Consider the following 5,365-nt stretch of genomic DNA (forward strand, 5'->3'; position numbering starts at 1 on the left):
TGATTCAGAAGGAAATACCATTGATTTTTATGTAAGCAAAACAAGAGATCATAAGACTGCAAAGCGCTTCTTCAAGAAAGCTTTGCGGTCTTTTCATGTTTCAAAGCCCCGTGTTATCACAGTAGACAAGAACCCAGCCTATCCTATGGCGATTGAAGAGTTGAAGAAAGAGAAAAAGATGCCCGTAGGCATCCAAATAAGGCAGGTAAAATATCTTAATAACATTGTGGAGCAAGATCATCGTTTTATTAAAAAGAGAGTTCGACCTTTATTTATTCTTCACCAGACTAATTTTCAATAGATTTATGAAACTTTCTAACTATTTTGCAATTATAATCAAACCGTTTACAGCCTCCCTTCGTTTCCTTTAATAGTACCGGTAAAAATCATGTATGAAATGGAGGAAGAATCATGAAGAAGACCGCGTTCCTATCAGCTCTACTGCTCTTTGTCATTACGGCTGCCGGATTGTCAGCCTATGCAAAAATGGACCGTAAGCCAGCGTCCCAGGCGACACCAAATTCCAGCCAAAGTGATCATGTCATCCGGGTGTACGGACCGGGCGGACCACTTGGCCCGATCAAGGAAGCTGCTGAACATTTTTCAGCTGAAACGGGAATCAAGGTGGAAGTAACAGCCGGACCAGAGGGCAATTGGATCGGCCAGGCAAAGCAAGATGCAGATATTATTTTCGGTGGCTCCGAGTATATGTTGCAGGACTTCATCTTTAACCACCCCGAAATGATTGACACTAAATCACGTATGGAGCTTTACCCGCGTGCTGCAGGAATATTGGTGAGGAAAGGAAATCCTAAGAAGATTGAAAGTCTGGAGGACTTAACGAAAAAGGGAGTAAAAATAATCGATGTGAATGGGGCTGGCCAGCTTGGCCTGTGGGAAGACCTGGCAGGCGGAAAAGGGCTGATCGAAGGCATTTCCCAAAATATTAACCTTTCTGTAAAGTCGAGTGCCGAAGCCATTGAACGATGGAAATCGGATTCCAGCCTGGACGCCTGGATTACCTATGAATCGTGGCATTACCGGCTCCAGGATGTGACCGACCTGGTCGAACTGCCCGAAGAAGAAAAGCTCTATCGTGGAACACCGATTGTCCTGACGAAAATCACCGATCAGAAAAAAGAGGCACAGCAATTTATTGATTATTTAAGAACGGAAGAATCTCACCAAATCTTTCAAAAATGGGGCTGGAAGTAAGGACGAGCTTTAAATCTAAAAAACTGGGAGGGACATACATGAAAAAAGGAATTTTTACTCTCGCGATACTTTCGATTATTTTTGCTTTGGCTGCCTGCGGAAAAAGCACTGAGGAAAAAACAGAGACGGATCAACCTGATCAAGCCCAAACGGAACAAGCCCTGGCTGACAGCCTCCAGCTTTTGGAGAATGAGAAAGCTGGAGAGTACCTGGCGGATTCACAGGGAAGAGCCCTGTATTACTTTAAAAAGGACGAAGCAGGAAAAAGCAATTGCAGCGGAGACTGCCTGGCAAACTGGCCGGCATTTACTCAGGAGGATTTCGCCGTCCCAGAAGGTTTTGATAAAAAGGATTTCGATACGATCACAAGAGAAGACAACGGGGAGAAGCAGGTCACGTACAAAGGCTTTCCTCTCTATTATTTTGCAAAAGACCAGCAAGAAGGGGATGTAAACGGACAAGGAGTAAAAGATGTATGGTTTGTCGTAAACAGCGAAACAGAATTTGAATAAGCCTGCCCAGGGAACGATTAGTCGCGGTCGTTCCCATCCTTACTTTTAAAATAGTATAATGGCAATACATTTTTATCCAATAGCAGGGAGTGCCACATGAAAGAAAAACACGATGCGGAATTAATGAGATTGGTAAACGAAAAACAAGGTCACGCATTAGAGGAGCTTTATGATCGATATATAAAGCTTGTTTACGGCTTCGTTATGAAGTTTTGCAATGGGAATGAGGATAAGACGAAAGAGATTATTCAGTTGGTCTTTTTGAGGTTGTGGACAACAAACAGCTATTATGATCCCTCTCAAGGCAGCTTTGTAAATTGGCTCCTCACGATTACCCGCAATATTTGCATTGACTACCTCCGCAAAGAGAAGAAGCAGACGCAACACTATCAAGAGGAACATGAAGAGATCGCTGACCCTGCCAATGCAATCGAGCAACGAGTAAATACGAATGATATTGCGAAAGCGAAAAACAAATTGCCGACGGCGCAAAGAAAATTAATCGATTTGCTTTATTGGAAAGGGTATTCTCTTTCGGAGATTGCCAAGCTGGAACAAGAGCCGCTCGGCACGATTAAAAGCAGGCTTCATCAGGCTCTTAAAGGATTGAGGAAGCATCTAGAACTGGAGGATATAAAATGAGAAGGGATTGTGATTATTTAATTCCATATATAGCAAATGAGCTCAAGGAGAGCGAACACATGGCCTTTGTTGAACATTTAAAGAATTGTAGGGAGTGTAAGAAAGAATATCAGGAATTGTCTCAGGCCTGGCATGCTTTGCCGTTTGATTATACCGAAATCGAAGTGCCTGAATCGCTAAAAGGCGAGGTGCTGGGGTTTGTTTTTGATCACAAAAGGAAAAGCGGTACGGAAACATTCATGGCTAAGATGAGCAAGCTTGCCATGATGCTCAAAAGCCAGTTCACTCCAGTTTCAACCAGTATTGTGGCCGTCTTGTTGCTCGCGATTATTGGCCTTGGAATAGCGAATGTACAGGAAAAAAATCACCATGCCGAAAATATACCCATTGAAATTTTAACGGCCATTCCCTTAAAAGCAGCCAATCAAAGCCACACGGGAACAAACGGCATCGCCTATATTGTCCAGCAGGGATTAGAGAAACATTTGGTGGTGCAGGTTCACGAATTGCCCGGCGTCGAAGGTTCACAGGTTTACCAGGTTTGGCTGCTGAAAAACGGCACGAGGGAAAATGGCGGCATATTCAAGCCGGACGAAAACGGATCCGGAATACTGACCTACCAGCTCGCAGAAGAGCAGACTTTTGACCAAATCGGCATCACTGTCGAACCGGACGCCAACAGCAGCCAGCCAAGGGGAGAAAAAATAGCCGGGTCATAGATGGTAACAGAAAAAGACAGATACATTTTAAATATCTGGCTAACCTTATATTACGAACGGGTGCTAATGTTCAAGAAACTTACCCAAAAATGATCAAACTTTTTTATAAAAATTCCATCTGTATTCTAAACTGTAGAATCCATTTTGATTGATCTTTTTTCAAAATGGATTCTTTGAATTTTCCGCAAAAATGCAGGTTCATGTGTTATTTTTGATCAAACTTTATTCTAAAGCTACACGTAATATGTAATAGATTTTCCCGACACGAAACATACGTTCTTGTGTGTTGCAAAAAGATGTTTTATCTCTAACTCCATAGTTGGGCTTCGCCCTTCATACTGTGGAGGGCGAAGCCTAGGTAAATAGTAGTTTAAAAATAGCATGGTAATTCAATAAGGGTAAAAAATCCATTTAAAATATCTATGGCTTTCAATTAATTTATTACAAATTTAGGTTCTGGTGCAAAAACTTCAAGTCGCTTGCAAGTAATCTCTAAAACTTGAACATACTGATACTACGGTTCTGGTGCAAATACTTGAAGAAAATATAAAAAAGCGAAAGATTTCTAGTGACCCCTGGTCTTAAGCAACTAGTCCAAACAGTTGATCGATGAATTCTTTTTGATTTTGGACAGACTTCCCCCTTTGGAGAGTCTGTCCTTTTTTGATCATGTGCATAGCCTCTAGCCCCGTAATCATTCGTTTGGCAGTCTGTAAGGACTTTAATCCAAGCATTGAGCGGATTCGTTTTTTAATAAAGCGATGATCCTGCTCCACGATATTGTTGAGATATTTTACTTGCCTTAGTTGGATGCCTTCAGGCATCTGCTTTTCTTCTTTTAACTCTTGGATAGCGACGGGATAAGCTGGGTTCTTGTCTACTGTTATCACACGAGGCTTAGAAACGTGCGAAAAAGCCAAGGCTTTCTTAAAAAAGCACTTGGCCGCTTGTTTATTTCTTGCTTTACTTAGATAAAAATCAATGGTATTTCCTTCTGAATCAACGGCACGATACAGATACATCCATTGACCTTTGACTTTCACATAGGTTTCATCGACTCTCCAGGAATCATTGGTTGTTTTAAGATAACATCGTACTCGTTCATCTAATTCAGGTCCATATTGATGCACCCAACGCATAATGGTTGTATGAGCTATCAATAAGCCACATTCTTCCATCATTTCGACTAAATCACGAAAACTGAGGTTGTACCGCAGGTACCATCTGACGGTTAATAATATAAGATCAGGTTGATAATGTTTCCATTTGAATAGATTTTGCTTTTCCATACTGATCACGTCCTTTTTTAGAGTAATAGTATCAGTATGTCCAAGTTTGGAAGATTACTTGCATCTGTTTTGAAATTTTTGCACCAGAACCGACTTTTTTATACGTATGATATTCAACAATCCCAGACAATAACAAATTTTAGAACCATTAGAACCCTTGACGTACAAGAAAAAAGGCACTTTCTTTACTCAAGAAAGCGCCCGATTGCTGAAGATCGATTATTTGTTATCCTTTTTAATTTTTAACATCGAATTAGCATTTGCCTGAAATTCATAAGGGACTCTAACCTCTTCTACTATACAACCATTGTCGGTAAGATAATTTATTATTTTATCTAAATACTCAGACCGTTCCCCCTCCAAATTTACTAAAGGGAAAATACGAATTTCCTCTTTAGAAACCCTCAATAACTCATTTAGTGTTTCTATATGAAAATGATAATCCAATCGGTCATCGTACATAAATAGAAAATGTGCAGAAAGAAGAATATCAAACTCTTCATCATTAAAGGGCAAAGAAGGTAAAATAACGGGAACGTATCTTTCGTTTGATTTCCTCATATCGTTAGTACAATCTTTTAAAGCACTCAACCGATGTTTTCTTAGGCCATCTATATCTTTGAAATATTCCCAAACATAATTATTTTTCGCACTTTCCATGTGTTCCATCGCATGTTCAATGTCTTGCAAACCTTTATTTTCAAGGTCTTCTCCTGAATAATAATAAGCAATATCACATGCTGTTACGTCTAATCCTAATTTGTTACCTATAGCTGTAAATGAACATGCTCCTGCCGGGCAATCTAGTATCTTCTTCTCTTTCAGTTCTTCTTTAGAAAGAGAAAACATGTCTATATACTCTTCAAAGGTTCTGCCGATAAAAACAATTCGTTCTAACTCTAATTTTCTACTCTGCTCAACTCTACTCAACTAAACTCACCTCTTATAACAACAATTAAATTTATATTATCATAAACTATTGGAAAAT

Annotated in this window: 6 protein-coding genes and 1 pseudogene; 5 read left to right on the forward strand and 2 right to left on the reverse strand. The window is 40.1% G+C overall.

What is annotated here, in order from left to right; all coding sequences use genetic code 11:
- From V7068_RS20245 to V7068_RS20265, 5 genes and pseudogenes are all read left to right on the forward strand, one after another.
- Positions 1-271, forward strand: a pseudogene (locus V7068_RS20245) (DDE-type integrase/transposase/recombinase); the annotation flags it as partial.
- A 140-nt stretch (positions 272-411) separates the two neighbouring features.
- The gene (locus V7068_RS20250; protein ID WP_499714282.1) at positions 412-1,215 is read left to right on the forward strand and encodes an extracellular solute-binding protein; all 804 of its coding nucleotides are present in this window, start codon (positions 412-414) and stop codon (positions 1,213-1,215) included.
- Positions 1,216-1,253: 38 nt separating this feature from the next.
- Positions 1,254-1,727, forward strand: a complete 474-nt coding sequence (locus tag V7068_RS20255) for a hypothetical protein (protein WP_499714283.1) — start codon at positions 1,254-1,256, stop codon at positions 1,725-1,727.
- A gap of 96 nt (positions 1,728-1,823) precedes the next feature.
- Positions 1,824-2,369 (forward strand): RNA polymerase sigma factor, encoded by a 546-nt coding sequence (locus V7068_RS20260; RefSeq protein ID WP_499714284.1) that lies wholly within the window; start codon positions 1,824-1,826, stop codon positions 2,367-2,369.
- A gap of 59 nt (positions 2,370-2,428) precedes the next feature.
- Positions 2,429-3,088 carry an anti-sigma factor gene (locus tag V7068_RS20265; RefSeq protein WP_499714285.1) on the forward strand — a complete coding sequence of 220 codons (660 nt, stop codon included), beginning with the start codon at positions 2,429-2,431 and terminating at the stop codon, positions 3,086-3,088.
- Positions 3,089-3,669: 581 nt separating this feature from the next.
- Here the strand turns inward: V7068_RS20265 and V7068_RS20270 are convergent.
- Together V7068_RS20270 and V7068_RS20275 are read right to left on the reverse strand one after the other, a co-directional pair.
- Positions 3,670-4,377, reverse strand: coding sequence for an IS6 family transposase (locus V7068_RS20270; RefSeq protein ID WP_499714286.1), 708 nt, complete (start codon positions 4,375-4,377; stop codon positions 3,670-3,672).
- A gap of 219 nt (positions 4,378-4,596) precedes the next feature.
- Entirely contained in the window at positions 4,597-5,307 is a 711-nt protein-coding gene (locus V7068_RS20275) for an SAM-dependent methyltransferase (RefSeq protein WP_499714287.1), read from the reverse strand.
- Positions 5,308-5,365 lie beyond the last annotated feature (58 nt).

It is taken from the genome of Bacillus sp. JJ634 (genome assembly GCF_036962285.1).
Lineage (GTDB): Bacteria > Bacillota > Bacilli > Bacillales > DSM-1321 > Peribacillus > Peribacillus asahii_A.

Coding starts and splice junctions, on each gene's coding strand:
- V7068_RS20265 (WP_499714285.1), top strand. CDS start 2,429: ATGGCCTTTGTTGAACATTTAAAGAATTGTAGGGAGTGTAAGAAAGAA.
- V7068_RS20250 (WP_499714282.1), top strand. CDS start 412: ATGAAGAAGACCGCGTTCCTATCAGCTCTACTGCTCTTTGTCATTACG.
- V7068_RS20255 (WP_499714283.1), top strand. CDS start 1,254: ATGAAAAAAGGAATTTTTACTCTCGCGATACTTTCGATTATTTTTGCT.
- V7068_RS20270 (WP_499714286.1), bottom strand. CDS start 4,377: ATGGAAAAGCAAAATCTATTCAAATGGAAACATTATCAACCTGATCTT.
- V7068_RS20260 (WP_499714284.1), top strand. CDS start 1,824: ATGAAAGAAAAACACGATGCGGAATTAATGAGATTGGTAAACGAAAAA.